We start from the raw sequence: 25838 nt of genomic DNA, 5'->3' as shown, positions 1-25838 counted from the left end.
GTCGTCCTTCCGAGTCGCTGCGGTGAATGGGGCATTCAGGAAAGAATGGTGCGCATGAGGGCATTCGGTCCGTCGGTAAAAGCGGGTCCGTCGGCAGAAGCGGTGGCTCACGCGTACAACCCTGACGGGGGGCAGCGTGTCCAACAGGCGTGGCAGAGGTCTTCGGCATGGCAGCGACACATGGGGCCGGCGCGGCGGTACTGCGTCCGGTCGGTCCCCGCGCGACCGGCGGCATGCCGGTGATCGCGCCCGTGCCCGCCGTGCCTCCCGCCCGCATCCCGTCACAGCGCGAGGATTCTGACGGGGCGATGACAGCGGGCACCACAGTCGACCACCTGACCGAGACCTACCGCGCCCACTACCGGTCGCTGCTCGGTCTCGCGGCCCTGCTCCTGGACGACACCGCCTCCTGCGAGGACGTCGTCCAGGAAGCCTTCATCCGCGTGCACTCCGCGCGCAACAGGGTCCGCGACCCGGCGAAGACCCTCGCCTATCTGCGGCAGACCGTCGTCAACCTCTCCCGTTCCGCCCTGCGCCGCCGCATCCTCGGACTGAAGCTGCTCTCCAAGCCGATGCCCGACATGGCGAGCGCGGAGGAGGGGGCGTACGAGCAGCTCGAACGCGACCAGTTGATCCAGGCGATGCGCGGACTGCAGCGCAGGCAGCGCGAAGTACTCGTACTGCGGTACTTCGCCGACATGACCGAAGCACAGGTCGCCGACACGCTCGGCATATCTCTTGGCTCCGTCAAAGCGTACGGTTCACGGGGGATCGCGGCGCTGCGCGTCGCCATGGAGGCCCCGGCATGAGCAACCAGCACGACGGACCCGACAGCCGGAAAGGGCTGGACGGTCTGATGCACGACCTGCGGAAGCGCACCGGCCCCAAGGACGAGCCGGAGGGCGGTCCGAGCCCGCACGAGGATTCACCCCGCCCGCACGAGGATGCGCTGCGCCCGGCCGAGAATGAACTGAGGCCGGACGAGGATGCGCTGCGGCGGCTGCTCCACACCGCCGTCGACGAACTCGAGCCCTCGCCCGACGCACTCGAACACCTCCGGCGTGCCGTCCCCGTCCGCCGCGCCCGCAAGCGGCAGGTACTCGTCGGCGCCGCCGCCGCCGTGCTGCTCGTCGGCACCGCCGTCCCGGCACTGATGCACGCCGCCCTGAGCGACGGCAACGACGACCGCCCCGCCAACGCCGGGCACAGCGAAGTCGCCCAGGGCGGCACGACCAACGGCTCCGACGCCGGCGGCGGAGACGGCGCCGGTGACCTGAAGCCGTCCGACAAAGCCACCGGAGACAGCGACAAGGACGGCAAGAACGCAGGCACGGGCGACGACTCCCAGGAGCCGGGCGGAAACACGGCCGGCGCCGGAGCCGGGCCGTCCGAGACCATGGCGGCCACCTCGCCCGTCTGCACCCGTGACCAGCTCACCAACGGCGCGGCCACGCCCGGCACGCTCGACGGCGCGAGCACGGTCTACGGCTCTTTCCGCGTCTCCAACACCTCCGAGAGTGCATGCGCGATCGACGGCGGCGGGCTCGTGCTCGCATCGGCGCAGGGAGGCGCCGACGGTAGCCGGATCAGTGTCATCGACCACACGGCCGGCGACGCGGCCACTGGCCTGCCCGACCCGGCCACCGAGCCGCAGAGGGTGATCCTCAAGCCCGGAGTCGCGTACGAGGTCAAGTTCGCCTGGATTCCGGCGGACGGGGGCTCGGGCGGCTGCCCCGCCCCGGGCAACTCGCCGGACCCGGGCGGCACGGGCGACCCGGGCGGACAGCCCGCGGCCGACGGGTCCGCCGACGACCCGGCGCCGTCCACGGGCAGCGTCGAACTCAGCCACACGCCCCAGGCGGGCGATCCGGCCGCGTCGAGCGCCACGATCACCAACGCCTGTGCCGGAACGATCTATCGCACGGGAGCGCTGGAGGCGTCCTGACGCGCGGCACGTTCCGCGCAGGGCGCCGGATGAATTCTTCAACGCACCCGGCAAAGACCTCGGGAGGGGAGGAGAGCGGGGCGGGCCTGTCTCAGGTCCGCCCCGCCGGACGGCCGGGGACTGACTCCGCAAGGCTGTTGACGCACCCGCGGCGTCCGGCGGGCACCCCGACGCGGGCGGCCCGGCCGCAGGCACCCCGACGCGGGCACCCCGGCCGCAGGCCCGTACCGTGGCGGTGTGTACCGATTCCTGCTGACGCCCCGCTGGTGGGGCATCAACGTGTTCGTCGCGCTGGGCGTGCCCTTCTGCCTGCTCATGGGGAGCTGGCAGCTCGGTCGCTTCGAGGCGCGCGTCGAATCGCACCAGGAACAGCAGCGGGACGAGGACGCTCACGCCTCGCAGGCCGCCGAACCGCTGGAGCGCCTGCTGCCCGTCACCAAGGAAACCTCGGGCCGGCTCGCCACCGCGACCGGCCACTACGAGAACGACCAACTGCTCGTCCCGGACCGGCGGCTGGACGACAAGACCGGCTTCTACGTCCTCACCCTCCTCCGTACGGACGGGGGCAAGGCGCTTCCCGTCGTCCGCGGCTGGCTGCCCGGCGATGCGGACACCGCGGCCGACCGCGCCCGCGTGCCCGCGCCGACGCGCGGCGAGGTCACTGTGACCGGAGCGCTCCAGGCTTCGGAGAACCAGGGCACCGACGGCGCACATGCGGCCGGCGGCCTGCGTCAGGGCCAAGTCGGCATGATCAGCGCCGCGTCTCTGGTCAACCTCGTGCCCTACCCCGTGCACAACGCCTGGATCACCCTTCCCGAAGGCGAGACCCCGGGCGCCCTGCGAGCCGTGCCCCCAGCCGCTGTCGAGGGCACCGGCCTCGACGTCAAGGCGTTCCAGAACCTCGGCTACACCGGTGAGTGGTTCGTCTTCGCGGGCTTCTTCCTCTTCATGTGGTTCCGCCTCCTCCGCCGTGAGGTGGAGGCCCAGCGTGACATCGCTCTGGGCCTCCTGCCGGAGCAGACCGAATCGTCGGCGTCGGCGCCGCCACAGCAGCAGACGGAACCGGCACAGGAACGGACCGAACCGCCGCAGGAGCAGGCAGACTCCACGGGTGCCCGTCCCTGACGGTCAGGTGGCGGGCGGGTGGGCTACGGCTGTGCTGATCGCGCTGAGTTCGGCGGGGCTCCGGGGGGCCTCCCCCACCCCCACCCCCCACCCCACGGAGCCCCCCGCTCGGGCGCCCTCCGCTCCGGGCCCGCGCGCCCACAAGCTGCCCACGCCGACGGGCCCGGCGACGGTGCTGCGCGGCAGCGCATCAGCCCGGCCGCACCAACCTCATCGGCAGCGTTGGTCTCCCCCTGGCGCACCCACCGCCTTTGGCCACACCGACTTCCCGAACCGTACCGACCTCCCCTGGCCGCACCGACTTCCCCGGTCGGACCGACCTCAGCTCTGCCGCACCGACTTCCCCCCGCGGGACCGACCTCAGCCCTGCCGCACCGAATTTCCCGCCGTACCGACCTCCCCTGCCACGTCTCCTTCTCTGCCACGTCTCCTTCCCGGCCACGCAGTCCTTCGGGCCGGCCGGCAGTGCGTGGCCGCCCGAGTTCGTCCCGGGCAGCCGCCTCAGCCGGTCGCCGCCGGCAGATGCCGCTCGCTGAAGTCGATCTCCATCCGCAGCTGCTTGATGCGCTCCTCCACGACGAGGGAGCCGTGCCCCGCGTCGTACCGGTACACCTCGTGCTGGGCGCCCCGCTCCTCCAGCCTGCGGACGTAGTTCTCGACCTGGCGGATCGGGCAGCGCGGGTCGTTCATGCCCGCCGAGATGTGCACGGGCGCTCGCACCTGGTCCACGTACGTCAGCGGCGACGAGGCCTTGAACCGCTCCGGTACCTCTTCCGGTGTGCCGCCCAGCAGGGTGCGGTCCATCGCCTTCAGCGCTTCCATCTCGTCCTGGTACGCGGTGACGTAGTCGGCGACCGGCACCGCGGCCAGGCCCACGGCCCACACATCCGGCTGCGTGCCGAGTCCGAGCAGTGTCAGATAGCCGCCCCACGAACCGCCCGCGAGCACCAGCCGGGCGGGGTCCGCGAGGCCGGACTCCACGGCCCACACCCGCACCACGTCGATGTCCTCGAGTTCGATGAGCCCGACGCGGTGCTTGAGCGCGTCCGTCCACTCCCGCCCATAGCCTGTCGAACCGCGGTAGTTGACCCGTACGACGGCGAAGCCGTGGTCGACCCAGGCTGCGGGACCCGCGGCGAAGGCGTCACTGTCGTGCCAGGTCGGTCCGCCGTGAATGTCGAAGACCGTGGGGAAAGGGCCTGCGCCCTCCGGCTTCTGCACCAGCGCGTGCACCCTGCCGCCGGGGCCGTCCACCCACCCGTCCGTGACCGGTACGGATCCCGGGGCCCGCATGCCGGGCGGGTCGAGAACCGTCCGCCCCGTCGTCGCCCTGACGGCAGGGGGTTGTTCGGCGGACGACCAGAGGTATTCCACCGACCCGTCGGGGCGCGCCGTCGCCCCCGACACCGTGCCCGCGGGGGTCTCCAGCCGTATCAGCGCGGAGGTGGCGAGGTCGTAGCGGAACAGCTCGCTGCGTGCCTGGTAGCTGTGGTCGATGAGCAGCGCCGACCCGTCCGGATACCAATCCGCGCCGACATCGCCGGGCAGGTCGATGGCCAGGGCGGTTTCCTCGTCCGTCACCGGGTCCCAGATCATCGGCTCCCAGCGCCCGCCGCGCTGGTGTCCCACGAGCATCCGGGAGTCGCCGTCGACAGGTGCGAAACCGAGGCACGCCAGGCCCAGTTCCTTGGTGCCTCCCTTCGTGTCGTCCAGCTCAGCCACGACCGAGCCGTCCAGGCGGACCACGCGCAGCGCGGAGTGCATAGCGTCGCCGTGCTCGGTGTGCTCGATCGCGATCAGCGAGGAGTCGTAGGACAGATCGCCGACACCCGCCGACTCGCGGTGCCGGTAGATCTCGACCGGCTTCGGGGTTTCGACCGGCTTCGGGGTTTCGACCGGCTTCGGGGTTTCGACCGGCTTCGGGGTTTCGACCGGCTTCGGGGTTTCGGCCGGCTTCGAGGTCTCCGCCGACGTCACGGCTCCTGTCGGCTCGGCGGCGGTGCCAATCGCCGTACGAAGGACATGGATCGTCGAGCCGTCTTCGTCCGTGGACCGGCCGACGACCACCGTGCCGTCCCGCCCGAGCGCCAGGCCCGCCGGGTAGGAGGGGTCGAGCCCGGGTGTCGCGGGCTCGTCCTCACCGCCCCCGAAGGGCTGCCGCATCCACACCCCGAACTCGTCGCCGTCTGTGTCGCTGAACCACCACAGCCACGCCCCGTCGGGGGAAAGGGCGCCGTCCGTCGTGCCGTTCGGCCGGTCCGTGGCCTGCCGCTGCTCGCCGGTCGTGCGGTCCCAGGCGTACAACTCGTACGTCCCCGTGGCGTTCGACACGAACAGCGACCGGTCGGGGGCGTCCTCTGCCCAGTCCGGCAGCCCCACCCGCGGTGCCCTGAAGCGCTTCTCCCAGTCCGGCATGGATCCCGTGGCTCCCGTGTACCCGGTGTACCCCGTGGACCCGGTGGACTTCGTGGTTCCCGTGGACCCGGTGGACTGGGTGGCCCCCGTGGGCCCGGCGGACCCCGCGGGCCCGGTGCTCTCATCAGTCATGACCCCATTCTGCGCAGACCTGCGGACAACGCGGTGGCGAAGCCCTCAGCCTGTGGATAACCTCCGACCCCATGCAGAAATCCGACGGCCCGGACTCTCCCGGCGACGACTGGCTCCAGTCCAACCGCGCCGTGTGGGGCGAAAGGGGCGCAATGGACAGGGCGGGCGAGGATCATGCCCTCGCCGCCCTCGGCGCTTTCCGCCGGGGCGAGGACACCATCCGCGACTTCGTGGCCGCCGAGGTGGGGGACGTCACAGGTAAGTCCCTGCTCCACCTCCAGTGCCACATCGGTGTGGAGACCCTTTCCTGGGCCCGGCGCGGCGCGCACCCGGTCGTCGGCCTCGACATCTCCGAGCCGGCCGTGGACGCCGCCCGCGAACTGGCCGCCGAATCCGGGTTCACGGCCGATCGCGCCGCATTCGTCGCCGCCGATCTCTACGACGCCGCCGAAGCCGTTCCCGACGCCTCGTACGACATCGTCGTCGCGGGCCCGGGCGCCCTGTCCCGGCTGCCCGACATCCCGCGCTGGGCCGAGATCGCCGCCGCCCTCGTCGCTCCGGGCGGCTTCCTCCATCTCGCCGAGATCCATCCCCTCGCGGACACTCTCGACGACGAGACCGGTGCCCGCCTCGTCCGCGACTCTTTCGGCGCCGACGCCTGGGCCGACGAGTCGCCGGACCCGTACGCCGGTCTCGACGCCCCAGTTGTGCCCGCTGACGGTGCCGGGTGGGGGCACCCGGTCGGCGAGCTGGTCTCCGCGCTGGCGGCGGCCGGGCTGCGGATCGACTTCGTGCACGAGCACGACGCGACGGTCTTCCAGCGGTTGACGTCCTCGCGCGGCGGCGACGGCCTGTTCCGCCGCCCGCAGGACCGCCCGCGGATCCCGCTCATGTACAGCGTGCGCGCATTTCGCCCTTGATCCTGCACAGCCGCTGGTGACGCACCGTGCCGGGAAGACTACCGGTGTCCTCTCCCGCGCCGATCACTCCTCCAGGTGAGAACCTGATGTGAGGGGACTCGTCCGGTTGGGAGTGATCCCGATGGGAACCAGCATGCATGTGGTCTGGAGTAAGAAGGAGCCCGGCCAGGTCGTCTACGAGACATACAAGATCGTGGCGATGGAGAAGGCGGACGGACCGGAGCCCGCGGTGAGGAGCCGCAGGCACGAGGTGCCCGTCCGCAGCCGGGCCCACGCGGCGGAGATCGCCGCCGACAAGGGCTACGAGCTGTTCGGCGAGGGCGAGGCGTGGGAGAGCCTGCCCGAGGAATGACCGCTTCCCGCCGCTTCCCTGCGGCCCTGTGGTGGACACCCCCGTACTTCCCGGCGGACGCATGATCGCGGATCCCCGCCCTGTTCCCGCGGACCTGTGAGATCTTCACCGGCACCCTCGAGGGTGCCGGTGAGCGCTTCGCGGTCTGCGATCTCTTCGACGGGCCGCGCCCGACGAGTCCAACGCGCCGAGGCGCCCGCAAGGCCTACGCCTCCGTCACCCGCGTCGCGTTCGAGCAGAACCATCAGGCCTTCCACGACGAGCTGCCGGAGGTGGTCAGGGCCACGACCTCGGTGCTGGGCGACCGCATCAAGCCGGGCACCTGCCGGTTCGTTCACATCGACGCGATCAGGCCGACGCGAGTGCGAGCCGGAGCAGGGCACGGTCGCTGCCGGGTGCCCCGATCGCGCACAGCCCCACCGGCAGGCCGCCCACCGTCATCAAGGGCATGGACACACAGGGCAGCCCTGAGAGGGAGGCCAGGCAGGTGAGCCGCACGGTCGCCTGCCGGGTGGCGGTCATACCCTCGCGGTCGGCGTCTGCCCGCGGGGCGGGGGCGCTGGTGGTGGGCAGCAGGAGCACGGTGTCCGGCGGCACGGCGTCCAGCAGTGTGCGCGTGGCACCGTCCAGGACCTTCTGGGCCGCGGCCCGTTCCTCCGCGGTCACCGCCGCCGCGCGCTCGAAGCGCGTGGCCACTCCGGGCCCGAGTGCGCCGGGGTGGGCGCTGACCCACGCGCCGTCGGACTCCCAGGCCTGCGTGAGCTGAACCGTGGTGAACGCCACCGCCCACGCCGTATGGTCCCCGTGCAGAGCGGGCGTCTCCTCGATCCGCAGTCCTGTCCGGGCGGCCAGCGCAGAGGCCTCCGGGCGGAAGGCCTCGCGTACCGGTTCACGCGCCAGGCCCACCAGGTCCGTCACCATGCGCGCGACGCGTAGCGGGGGCATGTCCGGTGCGGGGGGCAGCAGTACATCGCCCAGCCGCCCGAGCAGCTCGGCGTCCCGTGCCAGCCACCCGACCGTGTCGAAGGCCGGGGCCAACGGCAGCAGGCCGCCGACGGGGATGGCCCCGTGCGTGGGCCGCATGCCGTGGAGCCCGCAGTACGAGGCGGGTACGCGGATGGAGCCCGCCGTGTCGCTGCCCAGACCGGCGTCCGCCTGCCCGAGCGCCACCGCGCTCGCCGGACCGTTGGAGGAGCCGCCGGGCATCCGGCCGGGGGCGGCGGGGTTGGGCGGAGTGCCGTAGTGCGCATTGGTGCCGTTGAGGCTGTAGGCGAACTCGTCGGTCTGCGCGATGCCGGTGATGTCGGCGCCCGCCTCGAGCAAGGCGCGTACGGCCCAGGCGTGTTCCTGCTCCGGGGCCGCCTCGGCCAGCCATGCCGGGTTTCCGGCGCCGATCCGGTGCTCGGCCACGGCGAACAGGTCCTTGACCGCCAGACGTACGCCGCGGAGTGGTCCACTGCCGGATCCGGGCACCAGAGGTGCACCTCGAACCCGCCAGATCGCGGTGTCCGGCTCACCGGCCGGGGTCGGTCGCATGGTGACTCCCTTCTCGGCACCTCTCCGCAAGCGGCCCGCCCCACCCGTCGGCCCGCTTTCATTCGTCGGCCCGCCCCACCCGTCGGCCCGCTTTCATTCCTCGGCCCGTCCCCTGCTCGTCGGCCCGCCTTCACTCGTCGACTCGCCCCACCCGGCTGTCTCCCCGGCGGCACCGTCCGCAATGGGTCCCAGGCGCTCGTGATCACCCGTGCGACGCGGGTTTTCCTTCCCGCGAACTCCCCGGCCCACGCCCCGCGCCCTCCGATCTGCCGCGTGATGTCCTGCCAGGTCTCGGGAGTGCTGGGCAGTACGGGCCGGGCCGCGCACACTGGGTGTATGACCGGTGCGATCGTCAGCGGGGCCGGTGAGCGCGAGGACCTGCTGTCCACGGCCGTCGTGAGGGCTGTGGAGGTGTCCGGTGCGTACTCCGGCAGCATCTTCCTGCGCTCGCGGGACCGCCGCTCGATCGTGCTGGCCGCCACCTGCGGGATGCCGCCGTCCCAGCTCGGGGGCTGGCACCTCATCGCGGTCGGCAGCCCCATCCCCGTTGCCGCCGCCTACAGTTCCCGCCGCACGATCCACCTGGCCGACGGCGACGAGACGATGCGCCGCTATCCGCAGCTGGCGGTGGCCCTGCCGTACGCGTTCGGTTCGTGCTCGGTGCCCGTGGGCACGGACGAGGAGACCTTCGGCGCGATGGCGGTCGTCTGGTCGGCTCCGAATGGCAGCCGGGGTCTCCCCAAGGTCCGGCGCCGCCAGCTGCGCACCATCGCCTTCCGGCTCGGGGTCTCCCTCGCCGAACTGAGCGACCGTACGGGAGATCCCGTCGAGTGCGACGCGTCGACGACCCCTGTCGAGGCTCCCGCGGTCTCGGCGCCCGCGGTCCGGGTCGGCATCTTCGACTGGGACCTCGCAAAGGGAACTCTCGTGGCGGACGAAGAGCTCTGCTCCATCTTCGGTATCGACCCCGCGTCCTTCGACGGACGCCTCGACACCCTCTCCGCCCACCTCCACCCCGGCGACCTGGCCGCCTTCCGTGCCGCGGGCCGCAGGGCCGCGGCCGAGGGCCGGGTCGTCGCGCAGCGCCTGCGCGTCCGGGACACCGGAGGCGGCGGCCCCGGGGGCGAGACGTACCGGGTCATCGAGCTGTGGGGCCGTACACCGGATCCGCCCGACGCGGGCGGGCGTGCCCATGTGGTGGGGGCGATCGTCGACGCGAGGGTCGGGACCGCCGCCGTCGCGGCCGTCGAGCGGTTGCGGGACGGGCTCTTCTCGCTCACCCCGGACGGCCGGGTCACTTACGCCAACCCGAGCCTTGTCAATCTGCTCGGCGTCGGGGTCGAGGACCTGCTCGGCCGGAGCCTGTGGGACGTCCTGCCGTGGCTGTCCGACCCCGCCTTCGAGTTCCGTCACCGCTCCGCGATGGTCACCCAGCAGCCTGCCTCGTTCCTGGCCCGCCGTCCGCCCGACCAGTGGATCGCCTTCTCCTTCCACCCCGACGCGAACGGGGTGACGGGCCGGGCCGTCCCCGTGGGGCGGCTGCCGGCGGCCGCGACGGCACCCGCCGCGTCGGCGGAGACGGCGGCCGCGGCGACCGCCCCCGCCGTCACCGCACCGGCGCGGCTGGGCGTGATGTACCACGTATTGCAGCTCGGGAGTGCACTCACCGAAGCCGTCACCGTACGGGAGGTCTGTACGGCCGTCGCCGAGCAGTTGCTCCCGGCGTTCGGCGGCCAGGAGCTTGCGGTCTTCGTGGCCCGGGAGGGCAAGATGCACCTGCTCTGCAGGGCCGGCCGCCACAAGGACTTCCTGGAATGGCTGGAGGGTGAGCGGCTCCAGGCGCATCTGCCCGGGACGGAGGCGTTGACCTCGGGGGTCCCGCTGTTCCTCGAGTCGCAGAAGGACCTCGCGCAGATCTATCCGGGCGTGCCCGCCGGCGAGGTGGGTTCCTGGGCGTATCTGCCGCTCATCGCCTCCAGCCGCCCCGTCGGTACGTGTGTGCTCGGCTTCGACGAGCCCCACCGTTTCGGGACGACAGACCGGAGCGTGCTCACCGCCCTCGCCGGTCTGATCGCGCAGGCCCTGGAACGGGCCCGTCTCTACGATGCGGAGTTCGCCCTCGCCCGCGGTCTGCAGCAGGCGCTGCTGCCGCACAGCCTGCCCGTTCTTCCCGGCCTCAGCAGCACCGCCCGGTACCTGCCCGGCACGAGCGGTATGGAGATCGGCGGCGACTGGTACGACGTCATTCCCGCCGGGAGCGCGGTGTCCCTGGTCGTCGGGGATGTGGAGGGGCACAGCGTCAGCGCCGCGGCCACCATGGCCCAGCTCCGCAGCGCCGTACGGGCGTTCACCGCGGTCGGGCACACGCCGGGCGACGTGGTGGCCGGTGCCAACCAGACCCTGATCGACCTCGACCCGGGCCTCCTCGCCAGTTGCTGCTACGTCCGTCTCGAACCCGGCAAGCACCATGCGTACGCCGTACGGGCCGGTCACCCCCCGCCGCTCCTGCGCCATCCCGAAGGGACGGCCGACGTCCTGGATCTGGAGGTCGGGCCGCTCCTCGGCGTCGACCGGGCGAGCGGCTATCCGGAGACCCTGATCAGCCTTCCGCCCGGCTCGGTTCTCGCCCTCTACACGGATGGTCTGGTGGAGGAGCGCGGCGCGGACATCGATCTCGGGGTGGACCGGCTCCGGGCGTCCCTGGCCCATGCCCGTGCGGATTCGCTCGACGAACTGGCGGACCGGCTGCTCGTCGGGGCCCGCCGCTCCGCCTATCGCGCCGACGACATCGCCCTGCTCCTCACGAGTACGGCGCCGTGACGGCGCTGGTGTCCCCATGATCCCGCGGTGACCCGGCCGAGGGACCCGGCCGGGTCACCGGGCCGTGGGACCGGCTCCGCATACCGCCACGGCCAGCGAGGGTGATATAGGCGGATTTGTTCTGTTCTGAGCGGGAATCACCGTGGTACAGGAATCAACCGTCGACCAGAGACCGAGCGGAGAATTCAGGCCATTCCGCCGAGTGAGGGCTGGCACATGGACGCCGACGATGCCACACCGCGCGACCGGCTCCCCAGCCTCCCCGGCTCCCACCACGCCGCGATCATGATCGACCGCCGCGGCATCGTGACCGGATGGAGCCCCGCCGCCCACCGGCTCCTCGGCTACGCCCCCGCCGCCGTCATGGGCCGTCCGCTTTCCGGCCTCCTCGCATCCAGCGCCTCCCCCTCGTTCTCCGCGGTCCGCGACGGATGGCGCGGTGAGCTCACCATGCGCCACGAGGACGGCCGCCGTCTGCGTCTCCCGGTGCGCGTCAGCGACTTCACGCGACATGGCGCCGGCACCGAACGGATCCTGACGCTGGGTCACCCCGGAGGCGGCACCCCGGTGGACGAACACGCCCTGCTGGACTGGCTGTTCACCGAATCACCGGTCGCCCTGACCGTCTACGACACGGACCTGCGCTGCGTGCGTCAGAACGAGGCGATGAGCCGGGTGATGGGCGTGACGCAGGAGCAACGCATGGGGGCCCGCGTGGACGACTTCCTCACCGGACCCGACACCCTGGCTTGGGAGAACCGCATGCGCGAGGTGATGGGGACCGGCGAATCGGTCGTCGGCTTCCGGATCCGCGGACGCACTCCCGCCGACCCGGACCAGGACCACGTGTTCTCGGCCGACGCGTCGCTGCTGCGGGACCGCGCGGGGCGTGTCCTCGGCGTCTGCGCCACGGTCGGCGACGTCACCGCACAGCACTTCGCCCGGGAACGGCTGGCCGTCCTGAACGAGGCCAGCCTCCGTATCGGCAGCACCCTCGACGTGGCCAGGACCGCACAGGAACTCGCCGACATCGCCGTCCCCGGCGTCGCCGACTTCGCCAGTGTCGACCTGCTCGAACCCTTCCTCCACGGCGATGAGCCGGGACCGCCCACCGGCGGTGCGGAACTGCGCCGCGTCGCCCACCGCTCCGTCAACGAGGGCGCCCCCGAGTCGGTGGTCGACGTCGGCTACGTCGACGTCTACCCGTACCGCGCGCCCCCCGTCCGCAGTCTGACCGCGCGGCGCCCGGTCGTCCTCCAGGTGACGGACCCCAGCGTCGTCCAGTGGTTCGAGGACGATCCGGCGCGGGCAAAGAGCGCCCGACGGTACGGCTTCCACTCGTTCATGCTGGCCCCCATCCGCGCACGCGGCGTCACTCTGGGTGTGACGATGTTCATCCGCTCGGGAAGCAAGGAGCCCTTCGGAGAGGACGACGCGGTCCTCGCCGAGGACCTGGTCCGGCGGGCCGGCATCTGCCTGGACAACGCCCGCCGTTACACCCGCGAGCACACCACCGCCCTCGCGCTCCAGCGCAGCCTGCTCCCGCAGGAGCTCCCCCGGCAGCCCGCGCTGGACATCGCCTTCCGCTATCTGCCCGCCGACTCCCAATTCGGTGTCGGCGGCGACTGGTTCGACGTCATCCCGCTCTCGGGAGCCCGCGTGGCCCTGGCCGTCGGTGATGTGGCCGGACACGGACTCCACGCCTCCGCCACCATGGGGCGCTTGCGCACGGCGGTACGCACCCTCGCCGATGTGGACCTGCCGCCCGACGAGTTGCTCACGCACCTGGACGACCTCGTCACCCACCTCGGGGCCGGGGAGGACGCCGAGTCCGGCGCCGAATCGGTCGACGCGCAGATCTCGGGGCACTGGGCCACGTGCCTGTACGCGATCTACGACCCCGTCACCCGCATGTTCTCCTTCGCCTCCGCCGGGCATCCGCCCCCCGCCGTCCTCGCCCCGGACGGCCAGGTCGACTTCGTCCCCGTTACGCCCGGACCGCCGCTCGGACTCGGCGGACTGCCCTTCGAATCGCGGGAGATGGAACTCCCCGAGGACAGCGTGCTCGCCCTGTACACCGACGGCCTTCTCGGCTCGCGCGCCGGCGATCTCGACGAGGGGCTGGACCATTTGCGTACCGTCCTCGCCAAGCCCTCTAACTCGCTCGACTCCATGTGCGACACCGTGATCGAGGCGATGATCCCCGACCGGGCCGCCGACGACGCGGCCCTGCTGGTGGCCCGCACCCATGCCCTGCACGCGGACCGCGTCGCCGTCAAGGACGTGCCCATGGACCCGGCCGCTCTTGCCGAGACGCGTACGTGGGCGCTCGAACGGCTGGCGCTGTGGGGGCTGGAGGAGGCCGGCTTCGTCACGGAGCTGGTGGTGAGCGAACTGGTCACCAACGCCCTGCGCTACGGGTCCCCACCGATCCAGCTCCGGCTGATCAAGGAGTCCAGCCTGATCTGCGAAGTCTCCGACGGCAGCAGCACGGCCCCGCATCTGCGCCGCGCCCCGGCCCTGGACGAGGGCGGACGCGGCCTGCTGCTCGTCGTCCAGCTCACCCGCCGCTGGGGCACGCGCCCGAGCCCGGGCGGCAAGACCATCTGGTGCGAACAGCCGCTCCCCGAGGGCGGCGAGACCGCCACGGGCGAACTGGGCGCGTGGTACGGGGAGAACGGGGACGGTGCGGGAGAGACCTTCTGAGGCCGTGCCCCAGGCCGGGCCTCAGGCAGGGCGCCGTGCCGGGCCTCAGGCAGGGCGCCAGGCCGCGCCGCCCCGACTTGGCCGCACTGCCCGGCCGTTGCCGCGTACCCTGAAGGGTCCGAGGGTTTTCCCGGCACCGGCGGGTGGCAGGATTGGCCGCTGTGCGCCCGACGATGAACCGGCCTTGCCCCACGGCGCGTAGGGCCGTCGTGGTCGCACCGAGTGTGACCGCCGCCGCCCGCCACCTCACCCCGTGGAGCACGTCCCCGTATGGACCACGCATCGCCCATCCCTCCACCGGCGCCCGCACCCGCCGCCGCCCCGCAGAGTCACGGCCCCCAGAGTCGTGGACCGCGACACAGAAGGAAGAACGGAACGCGGACCGCTCCGCTGAGCCTGGCCGCTCGGCGCGCGCTCGTCCTTGCCGTCACCGTTCCGGTCGCCGGCACCGTCGGTGCCACGGCCGCGGGGTCGGCGTTCGCGGCGGACCGGGCCACCGTCGCGACGGCCGCAGACGCCCCCGACGCGGACAGCGGCAGCCCGGACGAGGAGATCTCCGAAAACCTCGACTCCCGTGTCAACGACCCGCGCCTGGGCACGAACATCGGCGGATTCGTCATGGACGCCGAGTCCGACAAGGTCATATGGGGGCACAACGCCGGGAGAGCGCTGATGCCCGCCTCCAACGCCAAGCTGGCCACCGCCACGGCCGCCCTCGGCGCGATGGGCCCGGACCACCGGTTCACGACGAGGGTCGTATACGGCGACGGCACGCTGACACTCGTGGGCGGCGGGGACCGGCTGCTGACCGGTGACGATGTGGCCGAACTGGCCAGGACCGCCGCCGCGGGCCTGTCCCACGCGGGTGTCGGCACCGTCAAGGTACGAGTCGACGACGGCCTCTTCCCGGAACCGTCCCTGGCCAACGGCTGGAACGACGGGTACTTCCCGGAGGACGTCGCCCCCGTCCGCCCACTCGTCGTCGACGGACACGCGGTCATGGACACCTCCGTCGACGCGGGGAAGGTCTTCGCCGACCGGCTCGCCGACCAGGGCGTCACCGTCGACGGCGAGGTCACGCGCGGGCAGAGCCGCCCGACCGATGTCCCGGTGGCCCGGCACCGTTCGCCGAAGCTGTCCGAGACCGTCCACCGGATGCTCAAGAAGAGCGACAACAACATCGCCGAGACCCTGTTCCGCATGACGGCCCTCGCCACCGGTCGCCCGGCGACCTTCGAAGGCGGCACGGCGGCCGTCCGCGAGATCCTGGCCGAGCGGTACGGCGTCCCGCTCGACGGCTTCGAGCAGTTCGACGGCAGCGGCCTCTCCCGCGCCGACCGCATACCAGCCGTCACCATCGCCCGCATCCTCGATCTGGCGACCGACCCCCGCCACGCGTACAGGCTCGGACCGGTCCGGGACGGCCTGCCGGTCGCGGGCGAGGCGGGCAGCACCCTCGGCCCCGAATGGGGCCGCTTCGACGACGCCCACTCGCAGTGCGCGGTCGGCGAGGTCAGCGCCAAGACGGGGACGCTGACCGGCGGTATCGCGCTCAGCGGCCTCACCAAGAGTGAAGACGGCCGGTGGAAGGTCTTCTCGTTCGTGGAGAACGACTCCACGGCCGACCCGGCCGCCATCAAGGACGCGATGGACGGACTGGCGGCGACGGTGAACGGCTGCTGGTCGTAGAGCGATCCCCTTGCGGGATACGCCGATCCCCGAGTACGAACCGGGCCCGGGGACGAGGGGCGTGACCCTGGTCCCCGGGGGCCGGCTCGTTCGGCGGGGAGTAGGACCGGTGGTGGCTCCTGCTTACCGGTTGACCGATCCAATGTTGCGCGAGGCGTCAACAGCGAGGCAGTGGGGCGTGTTTCGGGACCCGGAGAGGTCCAGATCCAGATCCAGGTCCAGGTTGCTGGGGTTGCTGCAGCTGTTGTTCTGCCGGCCCTCCGGCGCGTTGGTCCATTGGGCCGAACTCCGCGGCCCTAGCGCTCTCACAGCGGCGACGGCGCCTCCTGAAGCACCCAGCCGTTGCCGTCCGGGTCGGTGAAGAAGGCGAACGAGTTCCACGTCTCGCCCTTGCCCTCCTCCCAGCCCGAGGGACCCACGTGCTGCACCGGGCTGATGTCGACGCCGCGCCCGGACAACTCCTCGTGGGCCGCGGTGATGTCGGTCACGCAGACCTGCACGCCGTGCAGCGTGCCCGGCTTCATGGCCCGCTGCGACGGGGAGGGCGGCATGCCCTGCTCCAACGCGATAGAGCACCGCGACCCCGGCGGGGTGATCTGCACGATGCGGACCCCCGGCGCCACCTCGGTGTCGAGGTCGACATGAAAGCCACACTTGTCTGCGTAGAACTCCTTGGCCCGGTCGACATCCGTGACGGGGACGGACAGGACCTCGAGCGTGTACTCCATGCTGGCCTCTTCTCCTGTGATGACCCGGCTCGGTCGGTTCCGCGGCCCACGGGACGACTGTGTCACCCGGTACCGACAATTGCTGAGAACCGCGCGGGAGCACGCCCGCTCCGGCCCCGGGCCGTCCACCGGCGAGGACCGCGTCGGATGCAAGCTCGGGACCGCGTCGGATGCACGCCGAGGAGCACCACCCCGCATGTGCGTCCGTTCCCGCCGTACGCGGAAGCGCGAGCCGGCGGCCCGGACGGCCCCGGCCATGAGAATGCCCGACCGTTGGCGACGGGGGATGCACCAACGATCGGGCTTCCGCCAAGCCTAACAAGCTGCCCGGGCGACCGGGACAACTGATCAGCTGCAACAGGGAGTTGTGATCGGGATCACGCAGCGTGGCCCCGCTCCGCTAACGGTCGCATGGAGGCTCGTACGAAAGACGGGGCAGGTATTCGTGCCACTTCTCCGGTGTGAGAACGCCTCGCGTGATGGAGCAGATACGGCGAACCGCCGCGTCGACGTCCAAATTCCACAGCCGGACGGTATCGGTGCCGCTCGACACTCCGAGCATGTCGCTGTCGGGACTGAAGGACAGGAAGTTGCCCGTCTTGGCGTTGGGGCTCATCGATTGGCCGATGGGAGCGGCCTTGGACGGGCGGCTGACGTTCCAGAGCCGGACCGTGTTGTCGTTGCCGCCGCTCGCCAGGGTGCGGCCGTCCTGGCTGAACGTCAGCGACACGATGGCGTCGGTATGGCCGGTGAGAGGGGAGCCCAGCCGCGTTGCCCCGGGGGAGTCGGTGACGTTCCAGAGCCGGACCGTGTTGTCGTCGCTGCCGCTGGCCAACGTATGGCCGTCCGGGCTGTAGGCCAGCGTGTTGACGGGGCCCAGATGCCCCTTGAGAGGTGCGCCGAGCCCGGCCGCATGACGCGGGTCGGCCACGTTCCAGAGCCGGACGGAGCCGTCGGCGCTGCCGCTGGCCAGGGTGCGGCCGCCCGGGCTGAATACGAGGGCGTTGACGTATCCCTTGTGGCCGGTCAGGGGCGCGCCGAGCCTTCGAAGGCGGGAGGGGTCGCTGACGTCCCACAACTGAATGGTGCGGTCGTCGTAGGCCGTTGCCAGCGTATGTCCGTCCGGGCTGAAGGCCAGCGCAGCCGCGAACCGTGTCCGCAGCGGGACGGGCGCGCCGTGGGCGACGGGCCGGGCCGGGTCGGTGACGTTCCACAGCTGCACCGCTCGACTTCCGGTCAGCACCGCGAGCGTGCGGCCGTCGGGGGAGAAAGCCGGCGCACGCACCTCGCCCGCCCCAGGGGTGAACGGCTCGCCCAGCGACACAGGCCGGTTGGGAGTGCTCACGTTCCACAACCGGATCCTTCCGTCGCGGGCGGCCGTGGCGAGTACCCGCCCATCGGGGCGGAACGCTCCGATCCGCCCGATCATGTCCGAAGTCGGGATCGACCACAGGCGGACCTTGTTGTCCCCGCTCCCGGTGGCGAGGGTCCGGCCGTCAGGGCTGAAGCCCAGGGCGTACATCTCGCCGCCGCTCCCCGCGAGTGGCTCGCCGACCTGCGACGCGTATGCCGGATCGCTGACGTTCCACAGGCTCGCCGTGCTGTCCGCGCTGGCGGCGGCGAGCATGGTTCCGTCGGGGCTGAAGGCCACCGACCACACGGGACCGGTGTGGCCGGTGAGCGGCGCGCCGAGCGGTCTCGCGCGACGTGGCGAGGCCACGTTCCAGAGCTGGATGGTGTCGTCCGCGCTGCCGCTGGCGAGGGTGCGGCCGTCTGGGCTGAACGCCACGGAGTGCACCGTGTCCTTGTGGCCGGTGAGCACGGTGCCGATCGGCGCAGGGTGACGCCGATCGGTCATGTCCCACAGCCTGATCGTGTCGTCGTCGCCACCGGTTGCCAGTGTCCGTCCGTCGGGGCTGAACGCCACGCAGCGCACGTCTGCACGGTGGCCGGTCAGACCGCCGAGCGCCCTCGGCCGAGCAGGGTCGCGTACGTCCCACAGGCGGACGGTCCTGTCCTCGGTGGCGGAGGCCAGAGTGTGTCCGTCCGGGCTGAAGGCGAGCAAGTAGATGGTGCCGTCATGGCCGGTCAAAGGGGAGCCGAGCGGGCGTGGGCGGTGTGGATCCCGCACGTCCCACAGCCGGATCGTGCCGTCGTCCGAAGCGGTGGCGAGGGTGCGGCCGTCCGGACCGAAGACTGCGGTGCTCACCCAACTCGTATGACCCGTGAGGGGTTTGCCCAGCGCTTCGGGGCGGGACGGGTGTGACACGTCCCAGAGCCGGACGGTCCGGTCGTAGCTGGCCGTGGCCAGGATCCGGCCGTCGGGGCTGAAGGAGGTGAGGTAGACGGCGCCGGAGTGGCCGAGAAGCGGCGTGGCGAGCGGCGCGTTGACGATCGACACCAGCCGGTTGTTCGTGCCTTCGTCGTCCGGCCGCAAGCCGTGTGCCACCAGGTCGAGTTGAGCGGACAACGACGGATCCGTGTGCTGGACGCGATCGGCTTCTGCGAGCACCTGCTCGAACACGGCGTCGTCCCGCTGCTGCCACGCGACCACCGCCGAACCGACGGCCAGCATCGCCAGGACGACCAGAGCCGACACGGCACCGCGGCTGATCCACACGGTGCGCTTGCGAAGCCTGACCGAAGCGGCCAGGAACTCCACCGCGCTCCGGGTCAGAAAGGTGTTACCCGCCGACTGTGCCCAGCCGTGGGCCTGTTCCAGGCGGGAACCCCGGTAGAGGAGCGACGAATCGCGATTCGAGCCCTCCCATGCCCTGCCGTCGTCCTCCAGCCGCTGCCGCAGCAGGTTGTCGTTCCTGTCCTCGTCGATCCAGTCGCGCAGGCGTGGCCAGGCGTGCAGCAGCGCTTCATGGGTGATCTCCACAGTCTCCGCGTCGAGTGTCACCAATCGGGCGCGAACCAGTGCTTCGAGCGACTGCTCCGTCTTGTCGGGATCGTTCGACTCCTCCGCCAGTTGACGCCTCGTCCCCCGCCGACGGGTGGTCTGGGTGTCCTCGCCCAGCCGGACCAGCCTGAGCAGGAGCAGTCTCGCGGCTGTGCGCGCTCCCGGGTCGAGGCTGGACCAGGCCCGCTCGGCGGTCGCCGCAACCGCTCCCTGGATTCCGCCCGCCGCACGGTAGCCGGCCAGGGTCAGCCGCCCGCCCTTCCGCCGCTGCCAGGTGGCGAGCAGGGCGTGGGAGAGCAGCGGCAGCACCCCCGCGTCGTGCGCCCCGCGTGGGCCGTCGGCGGTCACTTCGCGGACGATCAGCTCCGCCAGGCCCGGTTCGAGTTCCAGGCCCACGGCCTTCGCCGGGCCGGTCACCGCCTCCCTCAACTCCGTTGTGGTCAGCGGTCCGAGGACCATGTGCCGGTGCTGCAGCGCGTCGGCCAGTTCGGGATACGGGAGGCACTGATCGTAGAAGTCGGCGCGTATGCCGAGGACGACGAGTACGGGTGCCGGGTCCCCCGGGGCGGCGGGTGTGCACGCGGCGTGGAGGAGCTGGACGAAGGTGCGCCTGGTCGCCTCGTCGGAGCCGAGCGTGAACGCCTCCTCGAACTGATCCACGATGACGACCGGACGGGCGGGGGAGGAGGCCCGACGGTGTGACCATGCCGTGACCGCCTGCCTCACCCGGTGCGCGAATCGACCGGCCTCGACCGGCCCCTCAGCGGCGGAGACCACGTCCGCGAGTTCGGGGATCCGGCGGGTCAGCTCCGCGAGAGGATCGCCTCCCGGTACGAGTTGCAGCACCTCTCTCGCCCGGTTGTCCTCCTCACCCGGTGCGCCGCCCCGCAATGCGGGCACCAGGCCGGCGTTCAGCAGGGAGGACTTTCCCGCCCCCGAGGCCCCCACGAGCATGACCAGGCCACCCGTCTTCTCCACTTCGCGGAGCTGAGCGACCAGGGCTTCCGTGCTCCGCTCCCGGCCGAAGAACCACCCGGCGTCCCGCTGACGGTACGGAGACAGCCCCCGGTACGGGCAGACCCCACCGGGGACTGCCGGTGCTTCGACCGGGAGACCCTCCTCCTCTTCCGTGGATGCAGCCGTGCGGTCGCCCACCGGGTCGGCCACCGCGCGCTCCCACAGGCGCTGCCACTGGGCCAGGTCGTACAGCCCCGTGGCCACCGGAGCGGGCCGGAGGCGCCGTGCATGGGGGATCAGGATGTGCAGGACCGCCGCGAGGGCGGTGAACTGGGCAGGTACGTTCTTGGCCCGTCGCCAGTCGCTGATCCGCTGTGCGGACACCCGTACGGGCCGCCCTCGTTCGTCGACCTTCTGAAGCTGGACGACCCCCTCGGCCACGCGCTTGAGGGGAGGATTACCGGCCTCCTTGTACAGCAGCGCGAGCCGTTCCGCGAAGGCTGTGCGTGCCCCTGAGTCGGAACTCAAGGTCTCCACCCCTTACTTCCCCCGCGTCTGGACGTCCGGACCGGAAAACTCACTCTATACGGCTGACCTGCGGCTTAGACGTTGACCCGGGGCCGGAACCTCCTCGGCGGGAGCTCCTGGTGGCAGGATCATGACGCAACAGCGCATCAACCGCGCCCCGCCCGGCCGGCCACAAGCTCAGCGCATGGAGAGACAACGCATGACGCCGCACGAGCCCGGTCGGCTTCCGCTGGATCCACGAGACGGTGGCGGCGGTCCCGGTGCGTGAGCGCGAGAGATCCGTGGAGCGAGGTCCCACCGGACCGCCATCGCATCGACCACGGGTCCGGCCCACTTCGGTCCCCGCCGTACGGCGCGGATCGACACGCCCGCATCGCTCGGCACCGGTCCCCACGAGGGGAGGGACCGGTGCCGAACGATGCGGCGGGCGGAGGCGGGCAATCGGTGACCAGCAGCTGGAGCCGCCGTCGGCCGGATGTGCGCGCGGCGCCGTCGCTCACCTCGACACGGCCGCGCGGCGTCGACGGTGGGTCTGGATGGTGCACACCGACTGACATGAAGTCAGTCCGTGCCGGACTCGATCGCCGCGTGGTCGAGGGCATCGGACTCCACCGGCACGGCCTCGCTCTCAACACTCCCCGCGGCGATGGCCGTTGCCCCGCCCTGCGGCAGTTCGCCCAGGAGCCCGCCCCACGCGGTGTGCCGGCCATGACCCCCTCGTGCGTACAGCTCGAGCTTGGCGCGCGAGTCCGCGATGTCGAGGTTGCGCAAGGTCAGCTGGCCGATGCGGTCATCCGGGACGAACGCCTGGTTCTGGCTGCGCTCCATGGACAGCTTGTCGGGGTGGTAACTCAACTGCGGCCCACGGGTGTCCAGGATGGTGTAGTCCCACCCGCGGCGCAGGCGCACCGTGACACCGCCGGTGACCGGGTAGCCCACCCAGCGCTGCAGGGACTCCCGGAGCATCAGCGCCTGCGGGTCGAACCAGCGCCCCTCATAGAGCAGCCGCCCCAGGCGGCGCCCCTCCACGTGGTACATCGCCACGGTGTCCTCGTTGTGGATGGCGTTGAGCAGGCGCTCGTAGGCCACGTGCAACAGGGCCATGCCGGGGGCCTCGTAGACGCCTCGGCTCTTGGCCTCGATGATGCGGTTCTCGATCTGGTCCGACATGCCGAGGCCGTGCCGGCCGCCGATGGCGTTGGCCTCGCGCACCAGCTCGACGTCGGAGGAGAACGCCCGCCCGTTGATCCGTACGGGACGTCCTTCCTCGAAGTCGATGGTGACGTCCTCGGCCGGGATGTCGATCGCCGGGTCCCAGAACGGGACGCCCATGATCGGAGTGACGATCTCCAGTGGGGTGTCGAGGTGTTCGAGCCGCTTGGCCTCATGCGTGGCGCCCCAGATGTTCGCATCCGTGGAATACGCCTTCTCGGCGGAGTCGCGGTAGGGCAGATCGCGCTCCGCCAGCCAGGCGGACATCTCGTGCCGGCCGCCGAGCTCCGCCACGAACGCCTGGTCCAGCCAGGGCTTGTAGATGCGCAGCCCCGGGTTGGCCAACAGGCCGTAGCGGTAGAAGCGCTCGATGTCGTTGCCCTTGTAGGTGGAGCCGTCGCCCCAGATGGACACGTCGTCCTCGCGCATCGCCCGCACCAGCAACGTGCCCACCACCGCACGGGCCAGCGGGGTGGTGTTGAAGTACGCCTGCCCGGCGGAACGAATGTGGAAGGCGCCGCAGGCCAATGCGGCAAGGCCCTCCTCGACCAGCGCGCCGCGGCAGTCGATCAGCCGGGCGCGCTCCGCCCCGTAGGCGAGGCCGCGCTCCGGTACGTCCGTCAGGTCCGGCTCGTCGTACTGGCCGACGTCGGCGGTGTAGGCGTAGGCCAGCGCACCGCGCTCGCGCATCCACGCCACCGCGACCGAGGTGTCCAGCCCGCCGGAGAAGGCAATGCCGACGCGCTCACCTACTGGAAGCTTATGCAGAACTTTCGACATGTATTCACTGTAGCGGGCGTCCCTCTCCATGACCGTACTTCTGGGCCCTGTCAGGCGTTCGATGGTCAGATCCGCCAGTGGGCCGAGAGTGGCAGCTCTCAAAGCCACTGCATGGCCATGCGGTATCCGCGGCGTTGCCGTCGCGTCAGTACCGACGTGGGGCGAGTCTCCGGCCGATGCGGCAGTTGGGTCACGGCGCGGGAGCGCCGGGTGCTCGACCGATGCCCGCGCCCGGATCCAAGTGCCGTGCCGGGGGCCGAAATCTCCAGCGAGCGGCTCCGATGCCGTTCTCGTTCCGTGATGCGCGGAAACGGCTGCGGACGAAAGGCGGTGTGCCGAGTCCTGCAAGGCAATCGAGGTGAAACTCGCCCAGCTTTACCGCGAGTTCAGCCACGATAGTGCCCGGGAGCCTCCCCGCGATGCCCGAAGCTGCTTACAAGAACCTGGAATTGCTCAGCGAACGGAGAGAGGAAAGGGGCCGGCCGGGCCCTTCCTCGGCCATTGCGTGATGGCGAGGATCTGCTGACAAGGCCCCTGCCCGAGGGTGAACAAGCCACTACCGGGCGTTCAAACATGGATTTGCCGGGGCAGCGTTAGCGTTTCCGACAAAAACAGTGATGTCCGATTGCTGTACCCATTCCGCCCCAGGTTGCTATACAGGTTCTTGTGCTGTCCCGGGCGCCAGCCGAATTCCATCCAGGTTCTGCTTCTATCCCTGGGGAGGCTTCATGCTGTCCGCAGAGTCCGCCGCTGTTGTACGGGCCACGCTGCCCGCGGTGAAGGGGGCGCTCAACGAGATCACCACGCGTTTCTACAGAGCAATGTTCCAGGACCACCCGGAACTGCTCGACGGCATGTTCGACCGCGACCATCAGGCGAACGGGGCTCAGCAGCGAGCCCTGGCGGGCTCCATCGCGGGCTTCGCAACGGCCCTGCTTGCCGATCCCGACGCCGATCCCGACGCGTTGTTGTCCCGGATTGCCCACAAGCACACCGCCGTCGGGGTGACCGAGGACCAGTACACCCTCGTCCACAAGTACCTCTTCGAAGCGATCGGCCAGGTGCTGGGGGACGCGGTCACCCCCGAGGTGGCGGCTGCCTGGGACGAGGTCTACTGGCTGATGGCCCGTGCACTCATAGCCCGGGAGACGTACGCCTACTACGAAGCGGGCGTGCGGCCGGGCGGCATCCGGCACCGGTAGTCGCAGAACAGCCCGGAATTCCCTTCCGAGCCGCGAGGCAGGCACCTTTGCCGCGTCGTCCCGCCCGGGCGCAAACGGGAGGAGGCATGGGCTTCGCGGAAGACCGCGCACATACTGGCGTGGCCGATACGCGATCTCAACAGGCAAGTACGGCACCGTCGCTGGTGACAACGGGAACTCCATCAGCTTCGCTCGAAGCGCGAAGCTGAACAGTCAGCCGACGCCGAAGAAGCGAAGACGCGCGGGCTTGGGGTCTGAAAGACCCCCGGGACCGACCAACTCCCTGCCATTTCGCGGCCATTGTCGCCAGGGGGATGCACAGAAATGCGAGCTGTTGCCTCACCTCACTGCCCAGTGGGAGGCACCCGTTGACGCGGCCCGGCCATGTGTCCCAAGTCACCGGTTGCTCTGCCCAATGACCTCTTGCGAAAGCGTCCCAGAGCGCGTCGACAGAGGGCCCTCCAGGAGAGGAATGCCAAGATCTTCTCCCGGACAGCTCCCAGGAGCGCCCCGGACAACGACTCAGGCCCGGTGCTGATCCCTCAGCACCGGGCCTGACTTGGTGTTTCTTCAGTCGGGGTGGCGGGATTTGAACCCACGACCTCTTCGTCCCGAACGAAGCGCGCTGCCAAGCTGCGCCACACCCCGAAGCAACGAGGACTACTGTAGCCGACCCTCTGCCGCAGACGAAATCGGTTAGCGGGGCCTCACAGGGCCGTACGACCGGTCCCGGCCGTCGTCCCGACCCTCCTCCCGACTCACCCGTCCGAGCGGTCTTCGACCCGGTCGGCCGTCCCACCGGACCGCCCGGCCACCAGCCGTGGTCAGTCCCGCGCGACCATGGTCATCAGCGTCGCCTCCGGGGGGCAGGCGAAGCGGACCGGGGTGTAGCGGTTGGCGCCGCAGCCCGCCGACACGTGGAGGTAGGAGGTACGGCCCTTCGCCCGGTGCGTCGACAGGCCCTTCACACGGTCCGTGTCCAGGTCGCAGTTCGTGACCAGGGCACCGTAGAACGGGATGCAGAGCTGGCCGCCGTGCGTGTGGCCCGCCAGGATCAGCGGGTAGCCATCGGCGGCGAAGGCGTCGAGGGCGCGCAAGTACGGGGCGTGGACGACCGCCAGGGACAGGTCCGCGTCCGCTTCCGGCCCACCCGCCACGCGCGCGTACCGGTCGCGTTTGATGTGCGGGTCGTCCAGTCCCGTGAGGGCGATCTCGGTGCCGTCGCCCAGCTTGAGGCGGCTCCGGGTGTTACTGAGCCCGACCCAGCCCGCCGCGTCGAAAGCGTCCCGCAGCCCTTCCCAGGGGTTGCGCTCGACGCCGATCGCCGGGTCGTTCTTGCCGTTGAGGCCGTGCTGTCCCCGGACCTTCTCCAGCAGGTAGCGGGCAGGATTGCGGAGCTTGGGCGCGTAGTAGTCGTTCGAGCCGAAGACGTAAGCCCCGGGGAACTCCAGCAGCGGGCCGAGCGCGTCCAGGACCTCGGGCACGCCGTTCTTGTCGGAGAGATTGTCCCCGGTGTTCACGACGAAGTCGGGGCGCAGACCGGCGAGGGACTGCAGCCAGCGCCGCTTCTTGTCCTGGCCGCACACCATGTGGACGTCGGACACGTGGAGCAGGCGCAGCGGCCGCATGCCGGGAGCCAGTACGGGCACCGTGACCCGGCGCAGCCGGAAGGAGCGGGCCTCGATTCCCGCCGCGTATCCGATGCCGGCCGCGCCGACTGCCGTGATGCCCAGGGGTACTGCGTATCGCGCGCGCATGGCATCCATCGTGGCAGACCCGCGCCGAGGCCGTTAGGGGGCGTATCCAGTTGTGATCAATCTGTGGGCTCCGCTCCCGCAGCGGGGCGGGTTCCTGTAGATCGTCATGCATGACGCAGGTGCAACTTA

General features: G+C 71.0%; 14 protein-coding genes, 1 tRNA gene and 1 pseudogene. 9 read left to right on the top strand and 7 right to left on the bottom strand.

The window, feature by feature from the left end:
- Positions 1–167 precede the first annotated feature (167 nt).
- The 3 genes from AB0M26_RS16210 to AB0M26_RS16200 all read left to right on the top strand — a co-directional run bounded on the left by AB0M26_RS16210 (position 168) and on the right by AB0M26_RS16200 (position 3070).
- The gene (locus tag AB0M26_RS16210) at positions 168–809 is read left to right on the top strand and encodes a SigE family RNA polymerase sigma factor (RefSeq protein WP_365260823.1); all 642 of its coding nucleotides are present in this window, start codon (positions 168–170) and stop codon (positions 807–809) included.
- Positions 806–1945 (top strand): hypothetical protein, encoded by a 1140-nt coding sequence (locus AB0M26_RS16205; protein ID WP_365260820.1) that lies wholly within the window; start codon positions 806–808, stop codon positions 1943–1945. The genes AB0M26_RS16210 and AB0M26_RS16205 overlap by 4 nt, the downstream gene beginning before the upstream one ends.
- Positions 1946–2182: 237 nt before the next feature.
- Complete coding sequence (locus AB0M26_RS16200; RefSeq protein ID WP_365260817.1) at positions 2183–3070, top strand: SURF1 family protein; 888 nt, start codon at positions 2183–2185, stop codon at positions 3068–3070.
- 501 nt (positions 3071–3571) lie between these two features.
- Here the strand turns inward: AB0M26_RS16200 and AB0M26_RS16195 are convergent.
- Positions 3572–5485, bottom strand: a complete 1914-nt coding sequence (locus AB0M26_RS16195) for a prolyl oligopeptidase family serine peptidase (RefSeq protein ID WP_365261048.1) — start codon at positions 5483–5485, stop codon at positions 3572–3574.
- Positions 5486–5688: 203 nt separating this feature from the next.
- Here AB0M26_RS16195 and AB0M26_RS16190 point away from each other — a divergent pair, with 203 nt between their 5' ends.
- Positions 5689–6537: a methyltransferase gene (locus tag AB0M26_RS16190; protein WP_365260815.1), complete on the top strand. Its 849-nt coding sequence runs from the start codon at positions 5689–5691 to the stop codon at positions 6535–6537.
- Between the two features lie 121 nt (positions 6538–6658).
- Positions 6659–6889 (top strand): hypothetical protein, encoded by a 231-nt coding sequence (locus AB0M26_RS16185; RefSeq protein WP_365260812.1) that lies wholly within the window; start codon positions 6659–6661, stop codon positions 6887–6889.
- A gap of 348 nt (positions 6890–7237) precedes the next feature.
- On the opposite strand, the gene AB0M26_RS16180 is transcribed toward AB0M26_RS16185, so the two are convergent.
- Complete coding sequence (locus AB0M26_RS16180; RefSeq protein WP_365260809.1) at positions 7238–8425, bottom strand: amidase; 1188 nt, start codon at positions 8423–8425, stop codon at positions 7238–7240.
- Between the two features lie 336 nt (positions 8426–8761).
- Here AB0M26_RS16180 and AB0M26_RS16175 point away from each other — a divergent pair, with 336 nt between their 5' ends.
- The 3 genes from AB0M26_RS16175 (at position 8762) to dacB (ending at position 15640) form a co-directional block, all read left to right on the top strand.
- Positions 8762–11245, top strand: a complete 2484-nt coding sequence (locus tag AB0M26_RS16175) for a SpoIIE family protein phosphatase (protein ID WP_365260807.1) — start codon at positions 8762–8764, stop codon at positions 11243–11245.
- Between the two features lie 216 nt (positions 11246–11461).
- Positions 11462–13951 (top strand): SpoIIE family protein phosphatase, encoded by a 2490-nt coding sequence (locus AB0M26_RS16170; RefSeq protein WP_365260804.1) that lies wholly within the window; start codon positions 11462–11464, stop codon positions 13949–13951.
- Between the two features lie 270 nt (positions 13952–14221).
- Entirely contained in the window at positions 14222–15640 is a 1419-nt protein-coding gene (gene dacB / locus AB0M26_RS16165; protein ID WP_365260802.1) for a D-alanyl-D-alanine carboxypeptidase/D-alanyl-D-alanine-endopeptidase, read from the top strand.
- Positions 15641–15945: 305 nt separating this feature from the next.
- Here the strand turns inward: dacB and AB0M26_RS16160 are convergent, their stop codons facing one another.
- The 3 genes from AB0M26_RS16160 to argG all read right to left on the bottom strand — a co-directional run bounded on the left by AB0M26_RS16160 (position 15946) and on the right by argG (position 22750).
- Positions 15946–16368 (bottom strand): VOC family protein, encoded by a 423-nt coding sequence (locus tag AB0M26_RS16160; protein WP_365260799.1) that lies wholly within the window; start codon positions 16366–16368, stop codon positions 15946–15948.
- A gap of 400 nt (positions 16369–16768) precedes the next feature.
- Positions 16769–20767 (bottom strand): AAA family ATPase, encoded by a 3999-nt coding sequence (locus AB0M26_RS16155; RefSeq protein WP_365260796.1) that lies wholly within the window; start codon positions 20765–20767, stop codon positions 16769–16771.
- Between the two features lie 552 nt (positions 20768–21319).
- A complete protein-coding gene (gene argG, locus AB0M26_RS16150) occupies positions 21320–22750 on the bottom strand; it encodes an argininosuccinate synthase (protein ID WP_365260793.1) in 1431 nt (476 codons plus the stop codon).
- 728 nt (positions 22751–23478) lie between these two features.
- Between argG and AB0M26_RS16145 the strand changes: the two are divergent.
- A pseudogene (locus tag AB0M26_RS16145) lies at positions 23479–23922 on the top strand (globin domain-containing protein); the annotation flags it as partial.
- 604 nt (positions 23923–24526) lie between these two features.
- Here AB0M26_RS16145 and AB0M26_RS16140 read toward each other — a convergent pair.
- Positions 24527–24600, bottom strand: a tRNA-Pro gene (locus AB0M26_RS16140).
- Positions 24601–24776: 176 nt separating this feature from the next.
- Positions 24777–25709, bottom strand: coding sequence for a metallophosphoesterase (locus AB0M26_RS16135; protein WP_365260790.1), 933 nt, complete (start codon positions 25707–25709; stop codon positions 24777–24779).
- Positions 25710–25838 lie beyond the last annotated feature (129 nt).

The sequence above is a fragment of the Streptomyces sp. NPDC051776 genome (assembly GCF_040681345.1).
Lineage (GTDB): Bacteria > Actinomycetota > Actinomycetes > Streptomycetales > Streptomycetaceae > Streptomyces.
The sequence above is the reverse complement of the archived record's forward strand: the minus strand, read 5'-3'. Positions and strand labels throughout refer to the sequence as shown.

Excerpts from the sequence above, each read along its gene's own strand:
- AB0M26_RS16210 (WP_365260823.1), top strand. The coding sequence starts at position 168 with ATGGCAGCGACACATGGGGCCGGCGCGGCGGTACTGCGTCCGGTCGGT.
- AB0M26_RS16205 (WP_365260820.1), top strand. The coding sequence starts at position 806 with ATGAGCAACCAGCACGACGGACCCGACAGCCGGAAAGGGCTGGACGGT.
- AB0M26_RS16195 (WP_365261048.1), bottom strand. The coding sequence starts at position 5,485 with ATGCCGGACTGGGAGAAGCGCTTCAGGGCACCGCGGGTGGGGCTGCCG.
- AB0M26_RS16190 (WP_365260815.1), top strand. The coding sequence starts at position 5,689 with ATGCAGAAATCCGACGGCCCGGACTCTCCCGGCGACGACTGGCTCCAG.
- AB0M26_RS16185 (WP_365260812.1), top strand. The coding sequence starts at position 6,659 with ATGGGAACCAGCATGCATGTGGTCTGGAGTAAGAAGGAGCCCGGCCAG.
- AB0M26_RS16180 (WP_365260809.1), bottom strand. The coding sequence starts at position 8,425 with ATGCGACCGACCCCGGCCGGTGAGCCGGACACCGCGATCTGGCGGGTT.
- AB0M26_RS16175 (WP_365260807.1), top strand. The coding sequence starts at position 8,762 with ATGACCGGTGCGATCGTCAGCGGGGCCGGTGAGCGCGAGGACCTGCTG.
- AB0M26_RS16170 (WP_365260804.1), top strand. The coding sequence starts at position 11,462 with ATGGACGCCGACGATGCCACACCGCGCGACCGGCTCCCCAGCCTCCCC.
- dacB (WP_365260802.1), top strand. The coding sequence starts at position 14,222 with ATGGACCACGCATCGCCCATCCCTCCACCGGCGCCCGCACCCGCCGCC.
- AB0M26_RS16160 (WP_365260799.1), bottom strand. The coding sequence starts at position 16,368 with ATGGAGTACACGCTCGAGGTCCTGTCCGTCCCCGTCACGGATGTCGAC.
- argG (WP_365260793.1), bottom strand. The coding sequence starts at position 22,750 with ATGTCGAAAGTTCTGCATAAGCTTCCAGTAGGTGAGCGCGTCGGCATT.
- AB0M26_RS16135 (WP_365260790.1), bottom strand. The coding sequence starts at position 25,709 with ATGCGCGCGCGATACGCAGTACCCCTGGGCATCACGGCAGTCGGCGCG.